This window comes from Bradyrhizobium sp. 40, assembly GCF_023100925.1.
Lineage (GTDB): Bacteria > Pseudomonadota > Alphaproteobacteria > Rhizobiales > Xanthobacteraceae > Bradyrhizobium.
This window is the reverse complement of the sequence record NZ_CP064688.1, coordinates 672,451-696,889: the sequence shown is the minus strand read 5'-3', so window position 1 is coordinate 696,889 and position 24,439 is coordinate 672,451. Positions and strand designations below refer to the sequence as shown.

The 24,439-nt window shown below is 64.2% G+C and carries 27 protein-coding genes and 1 pseudogene; 20 read left to right on the top strand and 8 right to left on the bottom strand.

Going from position 1 to position 24,439, the window contains the following annotated elements:
• Positions 1 to 55 precede the first annotated feature (55 nt).
• The gene (locus IVB40_RS03250; protein WP_027570162.1) at positions 56 to 577 is read right to left on the bottom strand and encodes a MarR family transcriptional regulator; all 522 of its coding nucleotides are present in this window, start codon (positions 575 to 577) and stop codon (positions 56 to 58) included.
• A 176-nt stretch (positions 578 to 753) separates the two neighbouring features.
• Between IVB40_RS03250 and IVB40_RS03245 the strand changes: the two genes are divergently transcribed.
• Genes IVB40_RS03245 through IVB40_RS03235 form a run of 3 tightly spaced genes read left to right on the top strand, consistent with a single transcriptional unit; the run spans position 754 to position 4,299 of the window.
• Positions 754 to 1,794, top strand: coding sequence for a branched-chain amino acid ABC transporter permease (locus tag IVB40_RS03245; RefSeq protein WP_247818076.1), 1,041 nt, complete (start codon positions 754 to 756; stop codon positions 1,792 to 1,794).
• Positions 1,795 to 1,801: 7 nt separating this feature from the next.
• The gene (locus IVB40_RS03240) at positions 1,802 to 3,571 is read left to right on the top strand and encodes a branched-chain amino acid ABC transporter ATP-binding protein/permease (protein ID WP_051462974.1); all 1,770 of its coding nucleotides are present in this window, start codon (positions 1,802 to 1,804) and stop codon (positions 3,569 to 3,571) included.
• On the top strand, positions 3,568 to 4,299 hold the full coding sequence (locus tag IVB40_RS03235) for an ABC transporter ATP-binding protein (protein ID WP_027570159.1): 732 nt from the start codon (positions 3,568 to 3,570) through the stop codon (positions 4,297 to 4,299). The genes IVB40_RS03240 and IVB40_RS03235 overlap by 4 nt, the downstream gene beginning before the upstream one ends.
• Positions 4,300 to 4,430: 131 nt before the next feature.
• Here the strand turns inward: IVB40_RS03235 and IVB40_RS03230 are convergent, their stop codons facing one another.
• Entirely contained in the window at positions 4,431 to 5,066 is a 636-nt protein-coding gene (locus IVB40_RS03230) for a pyridoxamine 5'-phosphate oxidase family protein (RefSeq protein WP_247818075.1), read from the bottom strand.
• A gap of 120 nt (positions 5,067 to 5,186) precedes the next feature.
• On the opposite strand from IVB40_RS03230, the gene IVB40_RS03225 reads away from it, so the two are divergent.
• The gene (locus IVB40_RS03225; protein ID WP_247818074.1) at positions 5,187 to 6,071 is read left to right on the top strand and encodes a LysR family transcriptional regulator; all 885 of its coding nucleotides are present in this window, start codon (positions 5,187 to 5,189) and stop codon (positions 6,069 to 6,071) included.
• A 5-nt stretch (positions 6,072 to 6,076) separates the two neighbouring features.
• Here IVB40_RS03225 and IVB40_RS03220 read toward each other — a convergent pair whose 3' ends face one another.
• Positions 6,077 to 6,496, bottom strand: a complete 420-nt coding sequence (locus tag IVB40_RS03220) for a PaaI family thioesterase (RefSeq protein ID WP_247818073.1) — start codon at positions 6,494 to 6,496, stop codon at positions 6,077 to 6,079.
• Between the two features lie 237 nt (positions 6,497 to 6,733).
• Positions 6,734 to 7,903: a 4-hydroxybenzoate 3-monooxygenase gene (pobA, locus tag IVB40_RS03215; protein WP_027570156.1), complete on the bottom strand. Its 1,170-nt coding sequence runs from the start codon at positions 7,901 to 7,903 to the stop codon at positions 6,734 to 6,736.
• A 214-nt stretch (positions 7,904 to 8,117) separates the two neighbouring features.
• Between pobA and IVB40_RS03210 the strand changes: the two genes are divergently transcribed.
• The 11 genes and pseudogenes from IVB40_RS03210 to IVB40_RS03160 all read left to right on the top strand — a co-directional run bounded on the left by IVB40_RS03210 (position 8,118) and on the right by IVB40_RS03160 (position 17,564).
• On the top strand, positions 8,118 to 9,134 hold the full coding sequence (locus IVB40_RS03210; protein WP_247818072.1) for a TRAP transporter substrate-binding protein: 1,017 nt from the start codon (positions 8,118 to 8,120) through the stop codon (positions 9,132 to 9,134).
• A 126-nt stretch (positions 9,135 to 9,260) separates the two neighbouring features.
• Positions 9,261 to 9,770, top strand: coding sequence for a TRAP transporter small permease (locus IVB40_RS03205; RefSeq protein ID WP_247818071.1), 510 nt, complete (start codon positions 9,261 to 9,263; stop codon positions 9,768 to 9,770).
• A gap of 2 nt (positions 9,771 to 9,772) precedes the next feature.
• On the top strand, positions 9,773 to 11,092 hold the full coding sequence (locus IVB40_RS03200) for a TRAP transporter permease (protein ID WP_027515392.1): 1,320 nt from the start codon (positions 9,773 to 9,775) through the stop codon (positions 11,090 to 11,092).
• 11 nt (positions 11,093 to 11,103) lie between these two features.
• On the top strand, positions 11,104 to 11,565 hold the full coding sequence (locus IVB40_RS03195) for a DUF3237 domain-containing protein (protein ID WP_247818070.1): 462 nt from the start codon (positions 11,104 to 11,106) through the stop codon (positions 11,563 to 11,565).
• A 74-nt stretch (positions 11,566 to 11,639) separates the two neighbouring features.
• Positions 11,640 to 11,929, top strand: a pseudogene (locus tag IVB40_RS03190) (type II toxin-antitoxin system RelE/ParE family toxin).
• Positions 11,930 to 11,932: 3 nt separating this feature from the next.
• Positions 11,933 to 12,232 (top strand): addiction module antidote protein, encoded by a 300-nt coding sequence (locus tag IVB40_RS03185; RefSeq protein ID WP_247818069.1) that lies wholly within the window; start codon positions 11,933 to 11,935, stop codon positions 12,230 to 12,232.
• A 180-nt stretch (positions 12,233 to 12,412) separates the two neighbouring features.
• On the top strand, positions 12,413 to 13,222 hold the full coding sequence (locus IVB40_RS03180) for a crotonase/enoyl-CoA hydratase family protein (protein ID WP_247283469.1): 810 nt from the start codon (positions 12,413 to 12,415) through the stop codon (positions 13,220 to 13,222).
• The gene (locus IVB40_RS03175; protein WP_247818068.1) at positions 13,219 to 15,105 is read left to right on the top strand and encodes a feruloyl-CoA synthase; all 1,887 of its coding nucleotides are present in this window, start codon (positions 13,219 to 13,221) and stop codon (positions 15,103 to 15,105) included. Before IVB40_RS03180 ends, IVB40_RS03175 begins: the two co-directional genes overlap by 4 nt.
• A gap of 25 nt (positions 15,106 to 15,130) precedes the next feature.
• Positions 15,131 to 15,892, top strand: a complete 762-nt coding sequence (locus IVB40_RS03170; protein WP_027570150.1) for an SDR family NAD(P)-dependent oxidoreductase — start codon at positions 15,131 to 15,133, stop codon at positions 15,890 to 15,892.
• Positions 15,893 to 15,902: 10 nt separating this feature from the next.
• Positions 15,903 to 16,334, top strand: coding sequence for a thioesterase family protein (locus tag IVB40_RS03165; RefSeq protein ID WP_247283456.1), 432 nt, complete (start codon positions 15,903 to 15,905; stop codon positions 16,332 to 16,334).
• 78 nt (positions 16,335 to 16,412) lie between these two features.
• Positions 16,413 to 17,564 carry an ABC transporter substrate-binding protein gene (locus IVB40_RS03160; RefSeq protein ID WP_027570148.1) on the top strand — a complete coding sequence of 384 codons (1,152 nt, stop codon included), beginning with the start codon at positions 16,413 to 16,415 and terminating at the stop codon, positions 17,562 to 17,564.
• Positions 17,565 to 17,781: 217 nt separating this feature from the next.
• Here the strand turns inward: IVB40_RS03160 and IVB40_RS03155 are convergent, their stop codons facing one another.
• Positions 17,782 to 18,510 carry a glutathione S-transferase family protein gene (locus IVB40_RS03155; RefSeq protein ID WP_247818067.1) on the bottom strand — a complete coding sequence of 243 codons (729 nt, stop codon included), beginning with the start codon at positions 18,508 to 18,510 and terminating at the stop codon, positions 17,782 to 17,784.
• 38 nt (positions 18,511 to 18,548) lie between these two features.
• Complete coding sequence (locus IVB40_RS03150) at positions 18,549 to 18,854, bottom strand: hypothetical protein (protein WP_247818066.1); 306 nt, start codon at positions 18,852 to 18,854, stop codon at positions 18,549 to 18,551.
• Between the two features lie 112 nt (positions 18,855 to 18,966).
• On the opposite strand from IVB40_RS03150, the gene IVB40_RS03145 reads away from it, so the two are divergent.
• The gene (locus IVB40_RS03145) at positions 18,967 to 19,665 is read left to right on the top strand and encodes a YafY family protein (protein WP_027570145.1); all 699 of its coding nucleotides are present in this window, start codon (positions 18,967 to 18,969) and stop codon (positions 19,663 to 19,665) included.
• Between the two features lie 13 nt (positions 19,666 to 19,678).
• Positions 19,679 to 20,002, top strand: coding sequence for a YkgJ family cysteine cluster protein (locus IVB40_RS03140; protein ID WP_247406170.1), 324 nt, complete (start codon positions 19,679 to 19,681; stop codon positions 20,000 to 20,002).
• Here IVB40_RS03140 and IVB40_RS03135 read toward each other — a convergent pair.
• Together IVB40_RS03135 and IVB40_RS03130 are read right to left on the bottom strand one after the other, a co-directional pair.
• Positions 19,999 to 20,397, bottom strand: coding sequence for a hypothetical protein (locus IVB40_RS03135; protein WP_007599645.1), 399 nt, complete (start codon positions 20,395 to 20,397; stop codon positions 19,999 to 20,001). The two genes, IVB40_RS03140 and IVB40_RS03135, sit on opposite strands and share 4 nt — an antisense overlap.
• A gap of 276 nt (positions 20,398 to 20,673) precedes the next feature.
• Positions 20,674 to 21,021, bottom strand: coding sequence for a DUF3307 domain-containing protein (locus tag IVB40_RS03130; RefSeq protein ID WP_018458457.1), 348 nt, complete (start codon positions 21,019 to 21,021; stop codon positions 20,674 to 20,676).
• Positions 21,022 to 21,423: 402 nt separating this feature from the next.
• On the opposite strand from IVB40_RS03130, the gene IVB40_RS03125 reads away from it, so the two are divergent.
• The 3 genes from IVB40_RS03125 (at position 21,424) to IVB40_RS03115 (ending at position 24,431) form a co-directional block, all read left to right on the top strand.
• Complete coding sequence (locus tag IVB40_RS03125) at positions 21,424 to 22,869, top strand: TAXI family TRAP transporter solute-binding subunit (protein WP_027570142.1); 1,446 nt, start codon at positions 21,424 to 21,426, stop codon at positions 22,867 to 22,869.
• 122 nt (positions 22,870 to 22,991) lie between these two features.
• On the top strand, positions 22,992 to 23,210 hold the full coding sequence (locus IVB40_RS03120; RefSeq protein ID WP_007605264.1) for a hypothetical protein: 219 nt from the start codon (positions 22,992 to 22,994) through the stop codon (positions 23,208 to 23,210).
• A gap of 111 nt (positions 23,211 to 23,321) precedes the next feature.
• Positions 23,322 to 24,431, top strand: a complete 1,110-nt coding sequence (locus tag IVB40_RS03115) for a cyclic nucleotide-gated ion channel (RefSeq protein ID WP_247406164.1) — start codon at positions 23,322 to 23,324, stop codon at positions 24,429 to 24,431.
• The last annotated feature ends 8 nt before the right edge of the window (positions 24,432 to 24,439 follow it).

The following is a 24,439-nucleotide window of genomic DNA, read 5'->3' as shown; positions in this document are numbered from 1 at the left end:
CGCCAGTCCGCCCGCGATTCCGGGTTTGATGCCCGGTCGCCGCGGCAATCAACCGTCAAAACTCGTTGGCGATCTTCGAGAGCATCCCGAGCAGGGCTTCGCGGTTGGACGGCCCGAGCAGCTCGTTCAGCCGGGCCTCGTGCTTGGTCGCGACGAGCTTCTTGGCGCGGGCCAGCACGGCCTTGCCCTTGTCGGTCAGCACCAGGATGTGCGAGCGGCGGTCGTTGGTGGAGCGGATCCGCGCGCAAAGGTCGCGGCTCTCGAGATTGTCGAGCATCGCCACGAAATTCGGACGCAGGATGCCGAGGGTGGAGGCGATCTCGGTCTGGTTACGGCCGGGGTTTTTCTCGACCAGCAACAGCACGGAAAACTGCGCCGGCGTGAGCTGGAGCGAGGCCATGCAGCGCAGGAAGTTCTCGAACACCTTGAGCTGTGCCCGCTTCAGGACATAGCCGAGCTGCTCCGAGAGCTCGCCGAGCTGGAGGGCTTCGCCAGGCCCGTCGGCCGCATCCTTGCGGCCCTTGGCGGTCTCGGCGGGTTTTTCAGAGGACTTTTCAGCGCTTTTGGAAACGGTCATCGCCTCATGCTCGCAATCCCGTTAAGTTCGGGAGGATCGTTCGCCACCCTTGATGTTATATTTGATAATTGTTATGGACCATATCAAATATCGTCAGCGCTGTTCAATGGCTGTGAGCGGACCGTCCACCACAATCAGGGGACCGGTCCTGAATCTTTGAGGGGGAGCGTCCGGTCTTGAATACCACCATCATGCTGTTCCTGCTGCAGGACGGCATCACCAATGGCGCGATCTATGCGCTGCTCGGCCTGGCGCTGGTGCTGGTGTTCGCCGTCACCCGCGTCATCCTCATTCCCCAAGGCGAATTCGTCACCTATGGCGCGCTGACCTACGCCTCGCTGGCCGCGGGCCAGATGCCGGGCACGGCGAAACTCGCGCTCGCCCTCGGCGTTGGCGCCTTCGCGTTCGACCTGTTCGCCGCGCGCAAGGCGCTGCACGGACGCCTGGTGCTGCGCAGCACCCTCACCAACATCGTGCTGCCGACCATCGTGCTGGCGCTGACCGTCTACTACGCCGCCCAGAAGCCGCCGGTTGCGGTCTGCATCGCGCTGTCGCTGGTGATCGTGGCGATGATCGGCCTGTTTCTCTACCGCATCGCATTCCAGCCGCTGGCGCACACCTCGGTGCTGGTGCTGCTGATCGCCTCGGTGGGCGTCCACCTCGCGCTTCAGGGTTTGGGCCTTTTGTTCTTCGGCGCCGAAGGCCAGCGCGGACCTGCCGTGCTGTCCGGATCTTTCACCACCGGCGCGCTGCGCTTCACGGGCCAGAGCATCACGGTCTACGGCATCACCATCGCCTTCATCGTCGGGCTGTGGCTGTTCTTCGGGCTGACACTTTACGGCAAGGCGCTGCGCGCGACCGCCGTGAACCGGCTGGGTGCCCGGCTCGTCGGCATCCGCACCACGCTGTCCGGGCAGATCGCCTTCCTGCTGGCGTCCGTCATCGGCGCACTGTCGGGCATCATGATCGTGCCGATCACGACGCTCTATTACGACTCGGGCTTCCTGATCGGCCTGAAGGGCTTTGTCGCCGCCATCATCGGCGGGCTTGTCAGCTATCCCCTCACCGCGGTCGCGGCGCTGGTCGTCGGCATCGTCGAGGCGTTCTCGTCCTTTTATGCCTCCAACTACAAGGAGGTGATCGTTTTCATGCTCTTGATTCCCGTGCTGCTGCTGCGCTCGCTCGCTGCGCCTGCGGTCGAGGAAGAGAAGGACTGACGTCAAGATGCAGAGCCGGCTTCCCATCCTCATCTTCGCGCTGATCATGGCGGCGATCCCGTTCGTTCCGGGCATGCCCCCGTTCTGGATCGTGCTGCTGGACAATGTCGGCCTCACCGCCCTGGTCGCGATGGGCCTCGTGCTGCTGACCGGCGTCGGCGGCCTGACCTCGTTTGGACAAGCGGCCTTCGTCGGCTTCGGCGCCTACACCACCGCGGTGCTGTCGACGACCTACGGCATGTCGCCCTGGCTGACGCTGCCGCTGTCGCTGGTGGTCAGCGGATTGTTGGCGGTGCTGCTCGGCCTCGTCACGGTCCGTCTGTCCGGCCATTATCTGCCGCTCGGCACGTTGGCCTGGGGACTCGGCTTGTTCTATCTCTTCAGCAAGCTGGAGTTTTTGGGAAGAAACGACGGCATCTCGGCGATCCCACCGCTGTCGATCGGCTCGTTCAAAATGCTCTCGCCCGGTTCGATCTACTACGCGATCTGGGTTGCCGTAATCCTCTCGGCGCTGCTCACGATGAACCTGCTGGACTCCCGTACCGGCCGCGCCATCCGCGCGCTCCGGCGCGGCCATGTCGCGGCCGAGGCGTTCGGCGTGCACACGCCGCGGGCGAAAATGCTGGTGTTCATCCATGCCGCCGTGCTCGCCGGCCTCTCCGGCTGGCTCTACGCCCATCTTCAACGCGCGGTGAATCCGACGCCGTTCGGCGCGCAGGCGGGCATCGAATATCTCTTCATCGCCGTGGTCGGCGGCGCCGGCTATGTCTGGGGCGGCGTCCTCGGTGCGGCGCTCGTCGTGGTCCTGAAGGAAGTGCTGCAGAGCTACCTGCCGCTGATCCTGCCCGGCTCCGGCCAGGTCGAGACCATCGTGTTCGGCATCATGCTGGTGGCGCTGCTCCAGCTCGCACCCGGCGGCGTCTGGCCCTGGCTGATGTCGTTCCTGCCCCAGCGTACCAGTGGCAAGAAGCCGGACACTTCGCTGAAACTGGAGCAGCGCACCCGCTCGCCCGGCCAATCCAGCGTCCTGCTCCAGGTCGAAAAGGCGCGGAAGCAATTCGGCGGCGTGGTCGCGGTGAACAACGTCTCCTTCGACGTTCAGGCCCGCGAGATCGTCGCGCTGATCGGCCCCAACGGCGCAGGCAAGAGCACCACCTTCAACCTGATCACCGGCGTGCTGTCGGCCAGCTCGGGCTCGATCTCCGTGCTCGGCAACAAGGTGGACAGGGCTCCGCCGCAGGAGATCGTCAAGCTCGGCATCTCCCGCACCTTCCAGCACGTCAAGCTGGTGCCTGACATGACCGTGCTGGAAAACGTCGCAATCGGCGCGCATCTGCGCGGCCATTCGGGGCCGATCTCCTCGATGCTGCGGCTCGACCGCACTGATGAGGCAAAGCTGCTCGCCGAGGCCGCCCGCCAGATCGAGCGGGTCGGACTGGGCGAGCAGATGCATCAGCTCGCAGGCTCGCTCTCGCTGGGACAGCAACGGATCGTCGAGATCGCCCGTGCGTTGTGCGTCGATCCGATGCTGCTGCTGCTCGACGAGCCGGCCGCCGGCCTGCGCCACATGGAGAAGCAGCAGCTCGCGACGCTGCTGCGGGAGCTACGCGACGGCGGCATGAGCGTCTTGCTGGTCGAGCACGACATGGGCTTCGTCATGAACCTTGCCGACCGCATCGTGGTGCTCGATTTCGGCACCAAGATCGCGGAAGGAACGCCGGCCACGATCAAGACCAATCCCGAAGTGATCAAGGCCTATCTCGGAGTGGCGGCATGAGCGCGCTGTTGTCCGTCGCCGACGCCCATGTCGCCTATGGCAAGGTCGAGGCCGTGCGTTCGGTCTCGCTCGAAGTCGGCCAGAACCAGATCGTCACCATCGTCGGCGCCAACGGCGCCGGCAAGACCACGCTGCTGTCCGCCATCATCGGCATTTTGCCGCTGAAGGGGCGCGTTTCATTCGCAGGTCAGGATTTGTCGCGGCTCGACATCGAGGACCGCGTCGCCATGGGGCTGGGCCTCGTTCCCGAGCACCGCGAATTGTTCGTGACCATGAATGTCGAGGACAATCTCGAGTTAGGAGCCTTCCGCATCGAGAGAAGCAAGGCGAAAGCCTCGATGGAGCGGGTCTACACGCTGTTTCCGCGGCTCAAGGAGCGGCGCAAGCAGCTCGCCGGCACGCTCTCCGGCGGCGAGCAGCAGATGCTCGCAATGGGCCGCGCGCTGATGGGCGAGCCCAAGCTCCTGATGCTGGACGAGCCGAGCCTCGGCCTCGCCCCGATCATCGTCGCCGACATTTTCCGCATCGTCACCGAGTTGCGTGCCGCCGGCGTCTCCGTGCTGCTGGTCGAGCAGAACGCGCAGGCCGCGCTCAAGATCGCGGATCAAGCCTATGTCATGGAGCTCGGCGAGTTCGTCCTCAGCGGCAAGGCCAGCGACATCGCGGCGAATGAACGCGTCGCCGCCAGCTATCTCGGCTTCCAGCACGAAGGCGCGAGTGTGTTGTAAGTGCGCCGTCAACTCCTCTTCCCTTCTCCCCTTGCGGGAGAAGGTGGCGCGAAGCGCCGGATGAGAGGTATCCATCCAAACGGAAAGCGCTTCATTCGCGGAGAGGGACCCCTCATCCCGCGCAAGTCGCTCTAGCTTTCATTGGATGGTGAGTTCGCCTCCCCCTTCAGCGCCGCGACCTCCGCCTCCAGCTCCGCTATCTTCGCATCCCTCGCCGCCAGCGCCGCTGCCACATCGCCAGCGTCGAACTTCTGCGGGATGTGCTGCGGGCAGTTCGTATCCCACGCTTCGATCTTGAACAGGATCACCTGCTCCGGGCGCGCCCGATAGCCTTTCGGCATCAGCGATGTCGTCAGCGCCTCGTCGTCCTCGACCACGCGGGCCTCGCCCCAGATCTTCACTCGACGGCGATGGGCGTAGTCCATCACGAAGATGTAGGCCTTGGGATTTTCAGACAGGTTTCCCTGCGTGATGTATTGCCGATTGCCGGCGTAGTCCGCGAACGCGAGCGTCTGCTTGTCCAGCACCTTCAAAAAGCCCTTCGGGCCGCCGCGATGCTGAATGTAGGGCTGGCCGTCGGCAGAGGCCGTGGCGAGATAAAAGCTGTTGGCGTCGGCCAGGAACGCCGCGAGGTTCTCATCGACCTCGGTGCGCCAGCCGCGCTGCTCGGCATGCGCATAGCCTTCGCGTGATCCCTTTCGGGTCTGGATCGACTTCACCGCCGGCGTGAATGCCACGTCGCTGGCGTAGGTGTGAGTTGCCGTCATCGGACCATCTCCTGAAATCCCGGCGCGTCCTTGCGTCTTCGCCATGTAAGATGGACCTTCCGCCGGCTAAAACAATCAGCCGGCTTGACACTTCATCATTGCGTTATATGCAATAATGCCATGGACCACCTTGAAGCCATGCATGTTTTCGTCACCGTCGCCGATTTGCGCGGCTTCGCGCCGGCGGCACGAAAGCTGCGGCTGTCCCCCTCGGCGGTGACGCGGCTGATCGCGGCTCTGGAGGAGCATCTCGGGGCGCGGCTGTTGCAGCGGACCACCCGTCAGGTGACCCTGACTGACGTCGGCACGCGCTATCTGGAGCGCGCGCGCCGCATCCTCGCCGATGTCGAGGAGGCCGACGGCTCGGCACGGGAGGAGCGCAGCCGGCCGAGCGGGCGGCTGGTGGTGTCGGCGCCGGTCGGCTTCGGCCGGCTCCATGTCGGGTCTGTCATGACCGCCTACCTCAAACGCTATCCCGAGGTCGCCTGCGAATTGCGGCTGTCGGACAATCTCGTCAATCTCGTGGAAGATGCCGTCGACGTCGCGGTGCGGATCGGCCATCTCGCCGACTCCTCGCTCGTCGCACGCCAGGTCGGCGAGATGCGGCGGATCGTGGTGGCGACCCCAGGCTATCTCAAGCGCCATGGCGAGCCGAAGACGCCGGAGGCACTGCTTACGCACCAGACCATCGCGTTCGGTCCATCCGCGAACTGGCGCTTCGTGCAGGACGGCCACGACATCGAGGTGGCGCCGAATCCACGGTTCGCCAGCAACAGCGCCGACGCCGCCCTGCAATATGCCGAGGCCGGCGGCGGCGTGACCCGAGTGCTGGCCTATCAGGCCGCCGAAGGCTTGCGGCGCGGGCGGCTCAAGATCGTATTGGCGAACTACGAGCAGCCGGCGCTACCGATCCACATCGTCTACCCGACCTCGCGCCTGCTCTCCGCCAAGGTACGCGCCTTCGTCGATCTCGTGGTGGAGACTGCGGAGTGGAAATTCGGGTGACGCGCTCACCCCTTCTTCGGCACGACGCGAAAGGTGCCGCTGGCACGCGCGATCACGGCGCCGTCGGCCTTCGCGAGGCACTGCGCGAAACAGATCGTGCTGCCGGTCTTGATCGCCTCACCCTCGACTGCCAGCCATTGGCCGATCTCGCCGGCGCCGACATAGTCGACCGACAGCGAGATCGTGACCAACGAGGTGGTCCAGCCCGTCGCCTGCGCGCAGCTGTAGCCCATGGCGGCATCGGCCAGCGCCGCGATCAGGCCGCCATGGATCAGCCCGCGCGCGTTGGTGTGCGGTGCTGCCAGCCGCAATCCCACGGTGACGCCGTTGTCGGTCTTCCTGGAGTAAAGCGGCTCCCAGGGATCGGTGAGCGGGGCTTTGCGAAAGTGCGGCTCGAAGCCGGCGGGGATGTCGGTGCTGGTCATGTCCATCTCGCGTTGGTGGCTGCCGCCATTGAACGCGAGGGACGTGACGGTTGCATCACCTACAAAGTTTTAAACGACATTTGCGCGGGCGTTTGAAATGGACGGCGGCGTCGCCTCACCAGGACTGTCATCACCCGCGAAAGCGGGTGATCCAGTATTCCAGAGACGGCGACGTGATACGGAGAGGCCGCGGCGTACTGGATGCCCCGCCTTCGTGGGGGCATGACAGTGACCGTCCTAAAACGGCAGCCCCACGTAATTCTCCGACAGCGACGTCATCGCGGCCTGCGACTGCGTGACGTAGTCGAGCTCGGCGAGCTGGATGCGCGCGCCGATGGTGCCGGTGTCGGGGAATTTGTGCAGCATCGAGGTCATCCACCAGGAGAAGCGCACGGCCTTCCAGACCCGCGCCAGTGCCTTCGCCGAATAGGCATCAATGCCGGCGCTGGATTTTTCGTCGTAGAACTCGCGAAATGCGCTCGACAGATAATGCGCGTCGCTGGCCGCCAGGTTCAGCCCCTTGGCGCCGGTCGGCGGCACGATATGGGCGGCATCACCGCACAGGAACATCCTGCCGAAGCGCATCGGCTCGGCCACGAAGCTGCGCAGCGGCGCAATGCTCTTCTCGATCGAGGGGCCCGTGACCAGGCTGTCGGCGGCGTCCTGGTCGAGCCGGCGCCTGAGCTCGTCCCAGAAACGGTCGTCCGGCCATTGGTCGACATGGTCATCGAGCGCGCACTGCACATAGTAGCGGCTGCGTCTGGTCGAGCGCATGGTGCACAGCGCAAAGCCGCGGGCGTGGTTGGAATAGATCAGCTCGTGGCTGACCGGTGGCGTCTCGGAGAGGATGCCGAGCCAGCCGAACGGGTAGATGCGCTCGAACTCCTCGATCGCCGAAGCCGGAACGCTGGCGCGGCTGACGCCATGAAAGCCGTCGCAGCCGGCGATGAAATCACAATCGATCGTGTGGGTGACGCCATCCTTCACGTAGGTTACGCGCGGGTGACTGCCGTCGAAATCGTGCGGCTGCACGTCCTTGGCCTCGTAGACCGAGGTGAGACCGGCGGCCGCGCGTGCATTCATCAGGTCGAGCGTGACCTCGGTCTGGCCGTAGATCATGACCGTCTTGCCGGTCGAAGCCTTCATGTCGATGCGGTGCCGGCGCCCCGAGAAGGCGAGTTCGATCCCTTCATGCACCAGACCTTCGGCATGCGCCCGCGCGCCGGCGCCGATCTGGTCGAGCAGCGCGACGGTCCCCTCCTCCAGCAGCCCGGCACGGATGCGGCCGAGCACATAGTCCGGGCTCTGCCGCTCCAGAATGACATTGTCGATGCCGTAACCGTGCAGCAGTTGCCCAAGCAACAATCCAGCCGGCCCTGCCCCGATGATTGCGACTTTTGTCCGCAATACTTGCTCCTCCCGATCCTGTAGGCTTTCGGCGCGGCTCGCTTGTCGCAGCCGTCCGCGCACGATAATTATATCATATAACGGTTGGGCAAAAGGGAGTGCGCGGCGGCACGCCGCGCCAGTTCCGGCTTGAACGCGCCGGCCAATTAGATAACATGTTAATTAACGAGACCGGGCCATCGAAGCCCGCCGTCAAAAGAGGGAGAGACACGTGATGAGGAAAGCCTGTCTGGCGTTGCTGCTGGCAGCAAGCGTGAGCCCTGCGCTCGCGCAGGACAAGACCTTCGATTTGAAGATCTCGCACTGGGTGCCGGCCTCGCATCCGCTGCAGAAATCGCTCGAGGACTGGGCAGCCGCGGTCGAGAAGGATTCCGGCGGCACCATCAAGGGCAAGGTGTTCCCGGCCCAGCAGATGGGCAAGGCCTTCGACCATTACGACATGGCGCGCGACGGCATCGCCGATGTCACTTACGTCAATCCCGGCTACCAGCCCGGCCGCTTCCCGATCATCGGCGCTGGCGAATTGCCGTTCCTGATCTCGGACGCCAAGGGCGGCTCGATGGGGTTGGACGCCTGGTACCGCAAATACGCCGAGAAGGAGATGAAGGACGTCAAATACTGCCTCGCCTTCGTCCACTCACCCTCCTCGTTCCATTCCAAGACCAAGAAGATCGTGATGCCGGAGGACGTGAAGGGCCTGAAGATCCGGCCCGCCCACGCCACCATGGCGAACTTCGTCACCTCGCTCGGCGGCACCAATGTGCAGTCCTCCGCGCCCGAAGTGCGCGACATCATCGAGCGCGGCGTCGCCGACGGCGTCACCTTCCCCTGGGGCTCTCTCGTGCTGTTCGGCATCGACAAGGTGACAAAGTACGACATGGAGGCGCCGCTCTACACCACGACCTTCGTGTTCGTCATGAACAAGGACAAGTACAATGCGATGTCCGACAAGCAGAAGGCCGCGATCGACAAGAATTGCACGGTCGAGATGGCCGGTGTGGTCGGCGAGCACTGGGGCAAGTTCGAGGATGCCGGGATCGACAAGGTCAAGGCGGAGAGCGGTCACGAGGTCTACAAGCTGACACCCGAGCAGACCGCCGCCTGGAAGAAAGCCGCCGAGCCCCTGGTGAAGACCTGGAGCGACGGCGCCAAGAAGACCGGCGCGGATCCGGACGCGGCGCTCGCCGAGCTGAAGGCCTCGCTGAAGAAGTACAACGCGCTGGCGGAGTAGCTCTTTGTCGAAACACATGCGGCGGCGGGATGCATCTCGCCGCCGTTGTTCTGCAAGCGGGTCGAGACGCGAGGAGCGCGTCCTCTCCCTCTCCCGCCTGAGGATGACATCTCCTAGGAAGCTCACATGAAGCGCAGCTGGATGGATCGCGTTATCGATTCGATCGAATGGATCGCAGCGGCCTTCGTCGGCATCGTCGCGCTCGACATCTTCCTGTCGGTGCTGCTGCGCAACACGCTGAACTATGCGATCCCCGATAGTTTCGACATCGGCCGCATGCTGCTCGGCATCCTGATCTTCTGGGGCATCGCCGCGACCTCCTATCGCGGCACCCACATCACGGTCGATTTGATCTGGGGCAATGTCGGGCCGCGCTACCAGCGCTGGATCGACGTTTTCGCGACGCTGGTGCTGCTGTTCGTCGTGACGGTGCAGACCTTTACGCTGTTCGACAAGGTCCGCGGCACCTACAACGACAACGTCCAGACCTTCGACATGCACATGCCGACCTGGCCGTTCTTCGCGATCGCCTGGATCGGCGACGTCTCGGCCGTGCTGCTGATCGCGATCCGCACCTACCGGTTGATCTTCCATCCCGAAGAAATGCACGACCCCAAGCTGAAGGCGACGGAGTAATCATGAGCACCGATGCCGTCGCCGTAATCGGCTTCGTTTCCCTGTTCGCCCTGATGCTGCTGCGCGTGCCGGTCGGCATGGCCATGGGCCTCGTCGGCGTCTCCGGCTTCTCCTATCTCGTCGGCGCCACGCCGGCGCTGAAGCTGGTCGGCCAGACCTCGATGCGCACGGTGACCGACTACACCTTCGGCGTCATTCCGATGTTTTTGCTGATGGGCTCCTTCGTCAGCAATTCCGGCATGAGCCGCGAGCTGTTCCGCGCCGCCAACGGCTTTGTCGGCCATTTGCGCGGCGGACTCGGCATCGCTACCGTCGGCGCCTGCGGCGGCTTTGCCGCGATCTGCGGCTCCTCGGTCGCGACCGCCGCGACTTTCTCCGCGGTCGCGTACCCCGAGATGCGCCGCTTCGGCTATCCGCAGTCGTTTGCCACCGGCGTGATCGCGGCCGGCGGCACGCTGGGCGCGATGCTGCCGCCCTCCACCGTGCTCGCCGTCTACGGCATCATCACCGAGCAGGACATCGGCAAGCTCTTCATCGCCGGCATCATTCCGGGCATCCTGGCGATGACAATGTACATGATCACGATCTTCCTGATCGGCTATTTCCGGCCGGACTTTCTGCCCAAGGGCAAGGTGCTGCCGTGGCGCGAGCGCTTCGCCGGCCTGAAGGACATCTGGGCGCCGGTGCTGCTGTTCGTGTTCGTGATCGGCGGCCTCTACGGCCTGCCCTATTTGCCGCGCTTCACGCCGACGGAAGCCGGCGGCGTCGGCGCTGCCGGCGCCTTCATCATCGGCGTGGCGACCGGCCGGCTCGACCGCGAGAAGATTCTGGCCTCGCTGCTGCAGGCGACGCGCACGGCGGCCGCCGTGTTCACCGTGCTGATCGGCGCCTTGATCTTCGGGTACTTCCTCACGGTGACGCAGACCCCGCAGAAGGTGACGGAATTCCTCACCGGCCTCGGCCTCGGCCCCTACGGCGTGCTGGCGCTGATCATGGTGATGTATCTCGTGCTCGGTTGCCTGATGGACGCCATGGCGATGATCATCCTCACCGTGCCGATCATCTTCCCCGTGATCATGCATCTCGGTTTCGACCCGATCTGGTTCGGCGTCATCATCGTCATGACAGTCGAGCTCGGCCTGATCCATCCGCCGGTGGGCATGAACGTCTTTGTCATCAAGAGCGTGGTGAAGGACGTCTCCTTCTCCACGATCTTCAGGGGCGTGATCCCGTTCGTTGCAACAGACCTCGTGCGCCTGGTGATCCTGATCGCCTTCCCGCTGCTGGCGACGTGGCTGCCGACGCGGATGATGGCCCATTGAGGGGTGAATCGATGACCACGCCGACGCTGGAAACCAGATACGTCTTCACCGTCACCGCACGCATCGGCGACGTCGTCACCGCCGGCGAGACCGGCATCGGAATTCGCCGCATCATCCCGATCATCGGCGGCGAGGTGACGGGCGCGATCACCGGCAAGGTGCTGCCGTTCGGCGCGGACTTCCAGACCATCCGCCCGAATGAGCTGATCGATCTCGAAGCGAAGTATGCGTTTGAAACCGACGACGGCGCCATCGTCTATGTCGAGAACAAGGGCATGCGCTTCGGCCCGGTCGAGCTGTTGCAAAAGCTCAAGCGCGGCGAGCCGGTCGACCCGAAACAGATCTATTTCCGCACCGTGCCGAAGTTCGAGACCGGGCATGAGAAATACCGCTGGCTGATGGAGCACATTTTTGTCGGTTCAGCAGCGCGGCATGCGGATCGCGTGGTGATCGACGTGCATCAGGTGATGTGAACGCGGCGCGCCGCAAGCGCCGGCTAGTCCATTGACAATACGGCATCTGTAGCGTATACGCTACAGATGCCGACATCAAGAGAACCGACGAATTCTCTGACTGGCTTAGAAACCTGCGAGACCGGAGAGCGAAGGCAAAAATCCTCGCCCGGATCGATCGGCTGGCGCTCGGCAATCCCGGAGACGTTGCTGCGGTCGGAAGCGGCATCAGCGAAATGAGAGTCCATGAGGGCGCCGGATACCGGATCTACTACGTTGCCCGAGGCGAGGAGATCATCGTATCCTTCTTTGCGGTGGCGATAAAGGCTCTCAGCCGGGGGACATAGCGTTGGCAAAGAAGATCGCGAGCGAATTGGAGGTCTGAGCAATGGCAAAAGTGAAATCATTTGATGCTGCGGAGTACCTCGACAGCCCCGAGATGATTGCGACCTATCTCACCGAAGCCTTTGAATCGGACGATCCGTCCGCAATAACGATGGCAATCGGTGCCGTAGCCCGTTCTCAGGGCATGGGCGCCATTGCCGAAAAGGCCGGTCTATCCCGTGAGAACTTGTATCGCTCGCTTGGCGGCGAGGCCAAACCCGAATTCGGCACTGTGATAAAAGTTCTCCACGCCATGGGTATCAATCTTGTGGCGCAACCCCAAAGTGGAACGAAGGCGGCGTAGCGACCGGATCGCATCGGCGTCCGTATATCGATCCCAATCTTGCGCATCGGGCATTCGGGTACGGGCGCTGCACCCGGACTGTCGTCCCTTTTCCGGACTATGCATCGGCTTCCGCGCTGTCAGCCGTATTGACTCCCCCTGAATTCGTTATACAACATAACTATTCTGACAAGGACGCAAATGACACAGGGAAACGCCGAGACCGCTGACGCGGGCGCCTCCGGGCTTTTGAGGATCGAGCGGGCAGACCGGGTTTTGACGGTCGGTCTGAATCGGCCGGCCAAGCGCAATGCGCTCAACGACGGCATCATCCTGGAAATCGGCGAGTGTTTTGCGTCCCTGCCCGAGGATATCGGCGCGGTCGTCATCCACGGCATCGGCGACCATTTCTCCAGCGGTCTCGACCTCTCCGAACTGACCGACCATGATGCCACCGGCGGCCTTCTTCATTCCCAGATGTGGCACCGGGTGTTCGACCGCATCCAGTACAGCCGGGTGCCCGTGATCGCGGCACTCAGGGGGGCCGTGATCGGCGGCGGGCTGGAGCTCGCATGTGCGGCGCATATCCGCGTCGCCGAACCCTCGACCTATTTCGCGCTGCCGGAGGGGCAGCGCGGCATCTTCGTCGGTGGCGGCGGTTCGGTGCGCCTGCCGCGCCTGATCGGCGTCGCCAGGATGATGGACATGATGCTGACCGGCCGCGTCTATTCCGCGACCGAAGGCACCTCCTACGGCTTTGCGCAATATGTCACGGAAGCCGGCAACGGGCTCGGCAAGGCGATGGAGCTTGCGACCAAGGTCGCCTCCAACGCGCCGCTGACCAACTTCGCCGTGCTCCAGGCACTCCCGATGATCGCGGAGGCCAATCCGCAGACCGGCCTGTTGATGGAATCGCTGATGGCGACGGTGGCGCAGAGCGACAAGGAAGCCAAGCGCAGGATCCGCGAGTTCCTCGAACACAAGACCGCAAAAGTGAAGCCGAAATCATGAGCGCGCAGCCGTCGTCCTCTTCCAGCATGGAGCGCGGCGCGAGCACTTCCCCGCTGCGGCCCATTTCGTTCGGCGATCCGGTCGTGAATATCGAGCGGCGCGACGACGGCACGATTTACCTGCGGCCCAAACAGCCGCTCGGAGACTATCCGGCCCGCATCACCGACCGCCTGCATCACTGGGCGAGCGCGACCCCCGATCGCGTGTTCATGGCCGAGCGCGAAGGCGGCCGCGGCTGGCGCAAGATCAGCTACGCCGAGTTGCTCGCCGCGAGCCGGCACATTGCCTCAGGACTCATTGCGCGCGGGTTGTCGGCGGAGCGGCCGGTCGTCATCCTCTCCGGCAATTCGATCGACCATGCATTGCTGGCGTTCGGAGCGTTCTATGCCGGCATTCCGTTCTGCCCGGTGTCGCCGGCCTATTCGCTGGTATCGAAGGATTACGGCAAGCTCTCCTACCTGATGAAGCTGCTGACGCCCGGCCTCGTCTTCGCCGAGGACGCCGACAAGTTCGCCGACGCGCTCGCGGCCAACGTCTCGCTCGGCACCGAGATCGCCGCGTCCTACGGCCATGTGCCGGGCCGCGACGTCACCTTGCTCGCCGACCTCATGGCAACGCCGATCCGCGGCGATCTGGACGAGGTCCACGGCAGGATCGGCCCCGACACCATCGCGAAATTCCTGCTGACGTCGGGCTCGACCGGCAACCCCAAGGCAGTCGTCAACACCCAGCGCATGATCTGCGCCAACCAGGTGATGCTGCGCGAGACGCTCGCCTTCCTCAGGGACGAGCCGCCCGTCATCATCGACTGGCTGCCCTGGAATCACACTTTTGGCGGCAACCACAATATCGGGTTGACGCTCTACAATGGCGGCTCGATGTATCTCGACGCCGGCAAGCCGGTGCCTGGAGGCATCGAGGAGACCGTGCGCAATCTCCAGGAGATATCGCCGACGGTCTATTTCAACGTCCCCAAGGGCTACGAGTCGCTGCTGCCTTATCTGCGCGACGACCAAGGCCTGCGCGCAAAATTCTTCGACCGGCTGCACGCAATGTTCTTCTCGGGCGCGGCCCTGTCGCCGTTCGTCTGGAACAGCCTCGACGAGCTCGCGGTGAAGGAAAAAGGCTACCGCGTGCCGATGCTGACCGGCCTCGGTGCAACCGAGACCGCGCCGTTCTTCATGTCGGTCAACCCGCGCACCAGCCGCTCCGGCCATGTCGGGCTTCCCGTATCCGGCAACGACGCCAAGCTGGTGCCGAACAACGGCAAGATGGAAGTTCGTTGCAAGGGGCCGAACGTGATGCCCGGCTACTGGCGCCAGCCCGACATCACCGCAAGTTCGTTCGACGAAGAAGGCTTCTACAAGCTCGGCGATGCACTCAAGCCCGTAGATCCCGATGATCTCAATGCCGGCTTCGATTTCGACGGCCGCATCGGCGAGGATTTCAAGCTCGGCAGCGGCACCTGGGTCAGTGTCGGCCCGTTGCGCGCGCGCTTCGTTGCGGCCTGCGCACCGCTGGTGCGCGACGTCGTCATCGCCGGCATCAACCGTGACGAGGTCTCCGCGCTCGTCGTGCTCGATCTCGACGGCTGCCGGCTGATCAACCCGACGCTGCCGACCGACGATCTCGTCGTCGCGACCCGCGACCGGCTGGTGCGCGAGGCATTTCGCGAACGGCTGACCCGCTTTCTCGGCGCGGCCACGGGATCCTCAACGCGGATCACGCGCGCGATCCTCATGGACACGCCGCTCTCGATCGACAAGGGCGAGGTCACCGACAAGGGCTCGATCAACCAGCGCGCGGTGCTCGAGCATCGCAGCCTGCTGATCGAGGAGCTCTACGCTGCCAATCCATCGGACCGTGTGATATCGGTCGGCTAAGAAATATCGCACCAGGGAGAACGCCATGTTGTTGAAGGATCAGGCTGTCATCGTCACCGGCGGCGCGTCGGGACTTGGTGCGGCGACCGCGCGAAAGCTGGCTGGCCAGGGCGCCAAGGTCGCGGTGTTTGATCTCAATGCCAAGCTCGCCGAGACTGTCGCCGCCGAGATCAAGGGCGTGGCTGTGGCTTGCGACGTCTCCGATGCCGCGTCCGCGGAAGCTGCGATCGCGCAGGCGACCAAGGCCCATGGACCCGCGCGCGTGCTGGTCAATTGCGCTGGCATCGGCGTTGCCAAGCGCGTCGTCGGCCGCGACGGCCCGATGGCGCTCGCCGATTTCGACAAGGTGATCAAGGTCAACCTGATCGGCACCTTCAACATGCTGCGTCTCGCCGCAAACGAGATGTCCAAGCTCGAGCCGCAGGCCACCGGCGAGCGCGGCGTCATCATCAACACGGCGTCCGTTGCCGCTTATGACGGCCAGATTGGGCAATCGGCCTATTCGGCCTCGAAGGGCGGCATCGTCGGCATGACGCTGCCGATCGCGCGCGAGCTGGCGCAGTTCGGCGTCCGCGTGCTGACGATTGCGCCCGGCCTGTTCCTCACGCCGCTGCTCGCCAACCTGCCGCAGGAAGCCCAGGACTCACTCGCCGCCGCAATCCCGTTCCCGCGCCGGCTCGGCCACGCCGACGAGTTCGCGGCGCTCGCCCTGCACATGGTCGAGAATTCCTACCTCAACGGCGAAGTGGTACGCCTCGACGGCTCGCTGCGCATGGCGCCGAAATAGGGCGCGGCATATGTTCGTGAACCGGCGCGACGTCCAGATCCAGTGGGGTGACTGCGACCCCGCCAACATCGTCTATTACCCGCGCTATTTCGCGATGTTCGACGATTCGACGTCGACCCTGTTCGAAGTCGCCGGATTCTCCAAGCAGGACCTGGTCAAGAAATACGGCCTGGTCGGCATTCCCATGGTCGATACGCGCGCCAAGTTCTACATCCCCTCGACTTATGGCGACTGGATCACCATCGAAACGAAGGTCGAGAGCATCAAGCGCTCGAGTTTCGAGGTAAAGCACAGCGTCTTCAAGGGCGAGGCGCTTGCGATCGAGGGTTTCGAGACCCGTGTCCTGGTCGGGCGCGACCCCGTTAACCCCGACAAACTGAAATCGGCACCGTTTCCTGCGGAAATGGTAGCCAAATTCACGGGGAGCGAGACCCGGAGCTAAATCGCCACATCACCAAAAGAGGGGGCTGAATTACCCCCCGATTTCTGCTTTCAAAGAAACACATAAAGGGAGGAATAGATGAAACGCTTTTACCTGACCGCCGCCGTCACCGCGGCCGCGCTTGCGCTGCCGGCCGTGCCCGCGCTGGCTCAGACCGCCGAGGTCACCATCGGCATCACCACCACCACGACCGGCCCGGGCGCAGCGCTGGGCATTCCCGAGCGCAATGCGCTGGAGTTCGTGCCGAAGGAGATCGGCGGCGTGCCGCTGAAGGTGATCGTGCTCGACGACGGTGGCGATCCCACCACCGCGACCACCAACGCACGCCGCTTCGTGACCGAATCCAAGGCCGACATCATCATGGGCTCGGCGCTGACGCCGCCGACCATCGCCGTGTCCAACGTCGCCAACGAAGCCGGCATTCCGCATTTCGGCCTGGCGCCCTTCCCGATCACGCCGGAGCGCATGAAGTGGTCGGTGGCGATGCCGCAACCGATCCCGATCGTGGGCAAGGTGCTGTACGACCACATGAAGGCCAAGGGCGTGAAGACCGTCGGCTATATCGGCTATTCCGACTCCTATGGCGACCTCTGGTTCAACGATTTGAAGGCGCAGGCCGTGCCGATGGGCATAACCATCGCCGACGAGGAGCGCTTCGCTCGCCCCGACACGTCGGTGACCGGACAGGTGCTGAAGCTCGTGGCAGCGAATCCCGATGCCATTCTGGTCGGCGCTTCCGGCACCGCGGCCGCGCTGCCGCAGACCGAGCTGCGCGAGCGTGGCTATCAGGGCCTGATCTACCAGACCCATGGCGCCGCCAGCATGGACTTCATCCGCATCGCCGGCAAAGCGGCGGAAGGCGTGCTGATGGCCTCTGGTCCCGTCATGGATCCCGAGGACCAGCCGGACGAAGCTGCCACCAAGAAGCCGGGCCTCGCGCTCAACTCGGCCTATGAAGCCAAGTACGGCCCGAACAGCCGCAGCCAGTTCGCCGGTCACTCTTACGATGCGTTCGAGATTCTCAAGCGCATCATCCCGGCGGCACTCAAGACGGCGAAGCCCGGCACGCCGGAATTCCGCGAAGCGATCCGCCAGGCGCTGCTGTCGGAGAAGGAGCTTGCGGCGAGCCAGGGTGTCTACAATTTCACCGAGAAGGACCGCTACGGCCTCGACGAGCGCTCGCGCATCCTGCTCACGGTGAAGAACGGCAAGTACTCGCTGGTGAAGTAGACGCGGCGAAAACTAGAGACGACAGAGCCGGCCCGATGGGCCGGCTCTTTTTGTTTTGGCTGTATGAGCGAGCCGCACCTCCGGTGTCGCCCCCCTCTCCCGCTTGCGGGAGAGGGTTGGGGTGAGGGTGCCTCCGCATTGGGATTGTCTGACGTCTACCGGCAAAGCCCCCAGAGGAGATAGCCCTCACCCGCCACGCCCTGCGGACGCGCTGTCGTCAAGCTGCCTGCCGCAGCGGGGTCCAGGCGAACTCCGGATAGTAAGTGCCCATCATCCGGTCGACATAAGCGGTGAGATTCGAAAATCCTTCGGCGCGACGGCGCAGGGCGGATTCGAAGAACGGCGTCAGGATCCCGGCGAGTGCACCGAAGGCGGTGGCATCGACGCCGCAGGGTTTGTTGCCCATCAGATAGGATTTGTCACCGAGCTGCACCGAGAGCGCAAACAGCGAGCGCACGGCGAGATCGACGTCGTCATCGGGCGCGTGCCGTCCGAGCCCGGAGAGCAAATAGTTCTCGGCGACACGGAATTGCGCGTCCTCGCGCAACTTCTCGCGGTTGTGCTCCGGCGCGCCGTCGAAGAAATGCGCAGGCCCCTTGGCGAAGTTGACGGGGTCGACCCAGCGCGCCCCGACCAGCGCAAAATAAACGTGATGCTCGATCATGCGCTCGAACGCCCAAGCCTGTGCGCGCTCGGCAAGAGACAGCCCGGCGTCGAAATCGAAGCCGTAGCGGCGCTCGATATGGGCGCGGATGAAGGTGGAATCGGCCACCGCCTCGCCGCCATCGTCGATGAAAGGCAGCTGCCCCTTGGGAGAGGCGGGCGGCATCGCCCGCTCCTTGCGGTAAGGCAATCCCGCCATCTTGAGCTGCACCTCCGTCTTGGTGACGAAGGGGCTGATTTCCGGCAGGCCGAAGCCGGTGCCAAAGCCGTAAAGCGTGATCATGAAGGCTCTCCTGAAACCGCCGAAAGAGTTGAGGGAACTTAACCGCGGGCTGCTGCCACCATGGTGGCAGCAGTCGTGATATCTTCTGCGAAACGGGCCCCTCGCCAGGCGCGGGCCATGACATGACGGACCAGCGCGTCCGCGGCCTGGACCAGGAAGCGAGCCACCATGGTCGCGAGCGCAAGGCGGAGGTCGAGGACCATGAGATCAAGGGATACGAGGCGGCCGAACGCCCATGCGTACCAAGCCCGGAGTTGCAAACGCAGGACTTGCAAAGGCTGGACCTGTAGAGGCTGGGTCCGCCACAGCGCAGCGGCCGGGCCGAAATGAGTTGGAATGATCATGGACAAATCCTCTTCAGTCGACGTGTTGACCCGGTATAGAACTCCCCTGCTGCCAACATCCTGTCAGCAGCCGCGCGCCACCATCTGAAAAACCACCGACAAGAGACCCGTCATGAGACGCGCCGACCGGCTGTTTCAAATCATCCAGGTGCTGAGGCGCACGCGTAAGCCGCTGACGGCGGACGCCATCGCGGCCGAGCTCGAGACCTCGAAGCGCACGATCTATCGCGACATCGCCACGCTGATCGGCCAGCGCGTGCCCATCCGCGGTGAAGCCGGCATGGGCTACATCCTGGAAAAGGGTTTTGACCTGCCGCCTTTGATGCTGACACCCGACGAGATCGAGGCGGCGGTGCTGGGCGCGCAATGGGTCGCCGGCCATGCCGATCCCGCGCTGGCGCGCGCGGCTGAAGATCTGATGGCCAAGATCGCCGACACTGTCCCGGAGCGCCTGCGTCCCTTCGTGCTGGAGCCGGCAAGCCGGGCCCGGCCGAGCTGGAACAGGGAGCCCGACCGCCTGGACATGGCGCGCACACGCACCCAGATCCACGAAGGCAAGAAGATCATGCTGCGCTATCGCGACGAGCAGGGCCGCGCCAGCGAGCGCATGATCTGGCCGATTTCGATCGGCTATCTCGAAGCCGTGCGCCTGCTCGCGGCCTGGTGCGAGCTGCGCGGAGACTTCCGCAGCTTCCGCACCGACCGCGTGGTCGACGCGACCTATCCCGATGAGAGATATCCTGAAAGGCGCGACGTGCTGCGCGCAAAATGGCGGCAGAGCCTGGTCTGGGGCCCGCCCAAGGATACGTGAAGGACACGTGACGATGGACGAGAACGCCCCCATCGACCTGTCGAGCTGCTGCCAGAGTTGCGGCGCCTGCTGCGGCTATTCGGCGAACTGGCCGCGCTTCTCGATCGAGAGCGACGAGGAGCTCGCCGCGATTCCCGAAGCGCTCGTCAACGACCGTCAATCCGGCATGCGCTGCGAAGGCGATCGCTGTTCGGCGTTGCAGGGAGAGATCGGACAAGCGACCGCGTGCGGCATCTACGCAGTGCGGCCGGACGTGTGCCGCACGTGCATGCCGGGCGACGCCGAATGCGCGATGGCGCGACGGAAATTCGGGCTGCCAATGATCGCGAGCGTTTAGGCCGGGACGGCTTCGCTGATCTCGTCGTCGATCTCGTCGTCCAGCGGCGCGAGCACCGAGAGCGGCTTGGTCGACAGCGTGATCGGCTTGCGCCCACCGGACAGCGACGGCGAGGATTTCGCCGCGCCTTCGCGCGCAAGCGCGTAGAGCGTCGAACCGACACGGCCGCCGTTCTCGATCAGGTCGCGCTCGTTGCAGCTGCCTGCGATCGCGACCGCCAGCGAATGCAGATGGCTTCGGCGATAGCAGAACAGCGCCAGCCTGGCGCGCGCGTCAGGGGAAACACTTTCAACCAGCCTCGGCAGGCCACTCTCGCTGGCGCGGTACATCTCGCCAAGGAGTTCGTCGCGGACCGGGCACGAATCGCCTTCAAAGGTATCGCGGCTTGAAAACATTGCAGTTCTCCCTCGTCTGGGAAGATGCAGTGCAATTCTCTAATGAAAGGTTAACCACGCTGCCCGGTAGTCACCCGGGGTCCTTGCGCGTGGGCCGCGAATCAATGGGCTGGAAAGGGTTTTCTCTGTGGCCATCCTTCGAGACACCCGCCTTCGGCGGGCCCTCAGGATGAGGTCTGCTTCTGCTGAAAGATTCTCAGCCCTCGTGGCGAGGAGGCGCGAAGCGCCGTCTCGAACCACGCAGGCCCGCCAGCCACTCCAGACGGCCGCCAGCGCTCAGTTCGCCGCCATGAAGATGGAGAGGCCGAAGCCGGTCAGATGGTGCAGGGCCTGGTCGACACCGATCAGGGTCCAGAACCAGGGATGCGCAAGATCGACACCGAAATTGGCCGAGACGAGGCCCTTGGCGCGGTCGATCGTGATGTGGATCACGAAGTCGATCAGCGCCACAAACCAGAATTTCGGCGCCACGATCAGGATGAGCGGCAGCGCAACCGCAAGGTGAACCAGGCAGTGCACCAGGAGCGGCAGGGCCCAGCCGTGCTTCTGGTCCTTGCCATGCGCCATCCAGGCGGTCTGGAGGACGAAATCAGCGATGATGTGCTTGAACGTCAGCAGCAACATCCAACCAATGAGGGCTTCGACCGGAACCGCCGATGACAGGGGTGGAAACGACAAGGCGCCCTCGTTGACGTGACAGGAAGAATTGGAGCGTTCAGCGCAATCTCTTCCTGGGCCGGTCAAATCGCCGGGACCTGCGATTTATGACACCTCCCGCGGGGGAATGCAGCCGGGGGGAACCGGAAAATCGCCAACTGTGGCTAACTGGTGATAGGATGACCAATCGCCGCGGCCGGGTTGAGTAAGGTTACCTTCGGCTCGGAATTTGCATTCCGCGGCCTGCGCGCTATCATTGCCGGCAGAGAATATCGTTCTTTTTTCAGACGTTTACGAATTACAGGGCGACCGCAGCGATCGCATCCGCGATGCCGCCCGCCACCGGAAGCATAAGGCCAGAGTGCTGCCATGAGTACTGAGGGCCCGACCTCATCGCCGATCGAGCCACCGCCCCGGCGACCCAAGGTGATCAAGACCAATCAGCAGCAGGTCTTCCTCTACGTCGTGCTGACCCTGCTGTTGTCGCTTGCCACCGTCTGGGGCGGCCGCATGCTGGTGCACAGTTCGGAAACGCTGACCTTTGCCGTCGGCGCCCCTAACAGCGACGAGGCGCTGTTCGCAGCCAAGCTCGCCGCCGTCCTGAAGAACAACGCCTCGCGCTTCCGGATCAAGATCGTCAACAACGCCGACAACGCCAAGGCGATCGCCCAGTTCGATCGCAAGCAGGCTGACCTCGCGGTGCTGCGCACCGACGCCAAGGTGCCGCTGCGGGCGCGCACGCTCGCGATCCTCGAGCACGATCTCGTGCTGCTGCTCGGGCCGGGAAACAAGAAGATCAAGTCGCTCGCCGAGCTGAAGAAGAAGAAGGTCGCCGTCCTCGCCGACAACGAATCATCGCTCGCCTTCGTCCGCGGCATCCTCGACATTCCCGATGGCGCGGACGCGGCGAGGATCCAGATGGCGCCGCCGGGCGCAACGCTCGACAAGCTGTTCGCGCCGGCAAGCGGCTTTGGCGCGGTCGTCGCCATCGTCCACGCCTCGAGGGCGGTGCGGGACAAGGCGTATGAGCAGGTCGCCAGGCGCGGCGGCTTCACGCTGAACGCGATCGACGAGGCGAAAGCGCTGGCGCGCAGGATCCCCGGCATTTCCAGCGAGACGCTGACGGCGGGCACGCTGTCTGCATCACCGGAAATTCCCGACGACGATCTCGACACGATCGGGCTCGAATGGTTGCTGGTCGCCCAATCCCGGATGTCGCCGACGGCGGCCGGGGAGCTCGCGCGCAGCGTCTACGAGAACAAGTCCGCGCTCGGGCTCGACAGTGGCTTTGCCAGCAGAATCGAACCCGCCTCCGTCGAGAAGGACGCCTTCGTGATGGCGCATCAAGGGGCGGCCGACTACATCAACGACGACACCAAGTCGTTCATGGATAAGTACAGCGACCTGATGTATCTGGCCGCTGCCGCGCTCAGCGTCATCGGCTCGATCTTCGCCGCGATCTACGCCAAGATCACCCGGATCGCGCCGGAGAAGGCCAGCGAGCTTTCCACCGCCATCCTCGACATCGGCGAGCGGATCGAACACGCGCATTCGCTCGACCAGCTCGAATGTCTCCAGGACGAGCTGGAAGGCATCTTGCGCGGCGCGGTCATCGGCTTGCGAGACGGCACGATCAGTACTGACGGGCTCGACACCTTCAAGCTCGGCTACGAATTCGTCCGCGACGAGATCGGCATGCGCCGCGACTACCTCAAGCGCCATGCGGGCGAGGGCGAGAAGGCCGCCCAGGATGCGGCCCCTCCCCACCACGATGAGAGCAATGTCGTGGTGGTGAAGACAGCTCAGAGTGCCTGACCTATCGATTGAGGATCTGCGGCGACGCCTTGCCGGCACGTCCGCGAAGGACCGGGGGACCCCAGTCCGGGAACCGTCCCTGTCCACAACCGTTTGTTCTCGGATCAACCGGAGACCGCGCCATGCGTGCACTCCTCATCATCTTCCTGCTGGGAATGTTGGCCGCGGTTGGCTATTTCGCTTACTCCGCGATGGCGGTCGAGGGCGAGCCGATTCCGACGGAAGGCTATGTGGCGCTGGCGCTGGGGGCCGGGTTTTCCGTTCTTGTCGGCATCGGCTTGATGGTGCTGCTGTTCTTCAGCAGCCGTCGCGGCTACGACGAACCGCCGCATTTCAAGTAGCGGCACGTGGCCCGCGGCCGCGCCCGTCGTTGACGGCCTCGACCAGGGCAGGCACTTTGGCACCGAGGTTCCAGTCGGGGCCGCAAAGACAAAACCGAGCCGCCTTCCCGCATGTCCAAGCCGCTGATCTCCGCTCTGGCCCAGTTCGCGGCCGCCACGGCCGGCCGCAACATGACCAGGGCGGCCTATGTGGCCGTCGCCGTCGGCGTGCTCGGCATGGTGCTGCTGACGGTCAGCCCGGCCTATGAGACGGCGCATCGCTGGGTCGATGCCCTGCTTTGGACCTGCCTCGTCTACTTCGTGTTCGAATGGGTGGTCCGGCTGCGCCATATGGCGCGACAGGGGCGCCTTGCACTCTACATGTCCTCCTCCGCCGGGCTGGTCGACGCGGTCGGTGCGTTGGCGGTGCCGGCCGCGCTGATTCTCGGGATCGAGCCCAGGACGGCGTGGCTGCTCAGCGTGCTCTGGGTGCTGAAGGTGGTGCCGGGCATTCCCGGCCTGCGGCAGCTCCGCCGCGTGCTGGTGCTCGAATCGGGGCCGCTGCTCAGCGTGCTCGTGATCTTCCTGATGGTGGTCTTCCTGGCCTCGGTCGCCGAATATTTCCTGGAGCGGGACGTGCAGCCGCAGACCTTCGGCAGCGTCCCCGCCGCGCTGTGGTGGGCCGTCGCAACCCTGACGACGACGGGTTATGGCGACGTCGTGCCGGTGACGCCGCTGGGCCGCATGGTGGCCGCGCTGGTGATGATCTCCGGCCTCGGTGTGTTCGGCCTCTGGACCGGTATTTTGGCGACCGGCTTTGCCGCGGAGACCCGGCGCGACAATTTCCTCAAGACCTGGGAATCCGTCAGCAAGGTGCCGTTCTTCGCGGCGCTCGGACCGGCGGCCATCGCCGACGTCACCCACATGCTGCGAACCATGGAGCTGCCGGCGCGCACCATGATCATCCGCAAGGGTGCGCAGGGCGATTGCATGTATTTCATCGCCGCCGGCGAGGTCGAGGTCGACCTGCCCGGCAAGAAGGTGCAGCTCGGCGACGGCGCGTTCTTCGGCGAGATGGCCTTGCTCGGCAACAATTTGCGCGGCGCCAATGTCTCGACCACCAAGGTGTCGCGGCTTCTCGTGCTCGACCTCGTCGACTTCCGCGTGCTGATGGCGCGGCATCCCGATCTCGCCGAAACCATCGATGCCGAGGCGAAGCGGCGCACGCTCGAAAACAAGTAGATGGCGAC

Bases quoted from the DNA above. Each gene is read 5' to 3' on its own strand.
- IVB40_RS03115 (WP_247406164.1), top strand. From the start codon at position 23,322: ATGTCCAAGCCGCTGATCTCCGCTCTGGCCCAGTTCGCGGCCGCCACG.
- IVB40_RS03160 (WP_027570148.1), top strand. From the start codon at position 16,413: ATGAAACGCTTTTACCTGACCGCCGCCGTCACCGCGGCCGCGCTTGCG.
- IVB40_RS03125 (WP_027570142.1), top strand. From the start codon at position 21,424: ATGAGTACTGAGGGCCCGACCTCATCGCCGATCGAGCCACCGCCCCGG.
- IVB40_RS03195 (WP_247818070.1), top strand. From the start codon at position 11,104: ATGACCACGCCGACGCTGGAAACCAGATACGTCTTCACCGTCACCGCA.
- IVB40_RS03180 (WP_247283469.1), top strand. From the start codon at position 12,413: ATGACACAGGGAAACGCCGAGACCGCTGACGCGGGCGCCTCCGGGCTT.
- IVB40_RS03145 (WP_027570145.1), top strand. From the start codon at position 18,967: ATGAGACGCGCCGACCGGCTGTTTCAAATCATCCAGGTGCTGAGGCGC.
- IVB40_RS03155 (WP_247818067.1), bottom strand. From the start codon at position 18,510: ATGATCACGCTTTACGGCTTTGGCACCGGCTTCGGCCTGCCGGAAATC.
- IVB40_RS03250 (WP_027570162.1), bottom strand. From the start codon at position 577: ATGACCGTTTCCAAAAGCGCTGAAAAGTCCTCTGAAAAACCCGCCGAG.
- IVB40_RS03140 (WP_247406170.1), top strand. From the start codon at position 19,679: ATGGACGAGAACGCCCCCATCGACCTGTCGAGCTGCTGCCAGAGTTGC.
- IVB40_RS03210 (WP_247818072.1), top strand. From the start codon at position 8,118: ATGAGGAAAGCCTGTCTGGCGTTGCTGCTGGCAGCAAGCGTGAGCCCT.
- IVB40_RS03170 (WP_027570150.1), top strand. From the start codon at position 15,131: ATGTTGTTGAAGGATCAGGCTGTCATCGTCACCGGCGGCGCGTCGGGA.
- IVB40_RS03200 (WP_027515392.1), top strand. From the start codon at position 9,773: ATGAGCACCGATGCCGTCGCCGTAATCGGCTTCGTTTCCCTGTTCGCC.
- IVB40_RS03175 (WP_247818068.1), top strand. From the start codon at position 13,219: ATGAGCGCGCAGCCGTCGTCCTCTTCCAGCATGGAGCGCGGCGCGAGC.
- IVB40_RS03185 (WP_247818069.1), top strand. From the start codon at position 11,933: ATGGCAAAAGTGAAATCATTTGATGCTGCGGAGTACCTCGACAGCCCC.
- IVB40_RS03150 (WP_247818066.1), bottom strand. From the start codon at position 18,854: ATGATCATTCCAACTCATTTCGGCCCGGCCGCTGCGCTGTGGCGGACC.
- IVB40_RS03165 (WP_247283456.1), top strand. From the start codon at position 15,903: ATGTTCGTGAACCGGCGCGACGTCCAGATCCAGTGGGGTGACTGCGAC.
- IVB40_RS03120 (WP_007605264.1), top strand. From the start codon at position 22,992: ATGCGTGCACTCCTCATCATCTTCCTGCTGGGAATGTTGGCCGCGGTT.
- IVB40_RS03130 (WP_018458457.1), bottom strand. From the start codon at position 21,021: ATGTTGCTGCTGACGTTCAAGCACATCATCGCTGATTTCGTCCTCCAG.
- IVB40_RS03240 (WP_051462974.1), top strand. From the start codon at position 1,802: ATGCAGAGCCGGCTTCCCATCCTCATCTTCGCGCTGATCATGGCGGCG.
- IVB40_RS03225 (WP_247818074.1), top strand. From the start codon at position 5,187: ATGGACCACCTTGAAGCCATGCATGTTTTCGTCACCGTCGCCGATTTG.
- IVB40_RS03230 (WP_247818075.1), bottom strand. From the start codon at position 5,066: ATGACGGCAACTCACACCTACGCCAGCGACGTGGCATTCACGCCGGCG.
- IVB40_RS03135 (WP_007599645.1), bottom strand. From the start codon at position 20,397: ATGTTTTCAAGCCGCGATACCTTTGAAGGCGATTCGTGCCCGGTCCGC.
- IVB40_RS03220 (WP_247818073.1), bottom strand. From the start codon at position 6,496: ATGACCAGCACCGACATCCCCGCCGGCTTCGAGCCGCACTTTCGCAAA.
- IVB40_RS03205 (WP_247818071.1), top strand. From the start codon at position 9,261: ATGAAGCGCAGCTGGATGGATCGCGTTATCGATTCGATCGAATGGATC.
- IVB40_RS03235 (WP_027570159.1), top strand. From the start codon at position 3,568: ATGAGCGCGCTGTTGTCCGTCGCCGACGCCCATGTCGCCTATGGCAAG.